1 protein-coding gene is annotated in these 296 nt (G+C 64.9%); it reads right to left on the bottom strand.

Annotation, left to right across the window (positions count from 1 at the left end; translation table 11 throughout):
- A partial coding sequence (locus VTU_RS28385) for an Ig-like domain-containing protein (RefSeq protein WP_236610792.1) occupies positions 1-269 on the bottom strand: 269 nt, incomplete at its 3' end.
- Positions 270-296: the final 27 nt, after the last annotated feature.

The following is a 296-nucleotide window of genomic DNA, read 5'->3' as shown; positions in this document are numbered from 1 at the left end:
TTGCCCGCCAAGTCCGCCACGCCGTCCAATCTGACGCGGATTTTGTTCTCGGCATCGTTGACATTCGCTGCGGGCGTGAAGGTGGCGGTCCAAGTCCTCCTGTCATCTCCGATGGCGGTCAGCGGACCCAGCGTGCCGTTGGCCCGTGTCAGGTCGATGTCGTCGGCGTCAAAGCCGGTGACGGGCTCGTTGAAGCTGAAGGTGACGGTAGTGGTTTCGCCCGGGGTGAGGACGGTGTCGCCCAGCGTGATGGCGGCGAGGGGCGCCATGGTGTCGATGTCGTAGGTGACCCGTGG

This window comes from Verminephrobacter aporrectodeae subsp. tuberculatae At4 (assembly GCF_000193225.1).
Classification (GTDB): Bacteria; Pseudomonadota; Gammaproteobacteria; order Burkholderiales; family Burkholderiaceae_C; genus Acidovorax; species Acidovorax aporrectodeae.
Note: the sequence above shows the minus strand (reverse complement) of the source record. Positions and strands in the feature narration are given on the sequence as shown.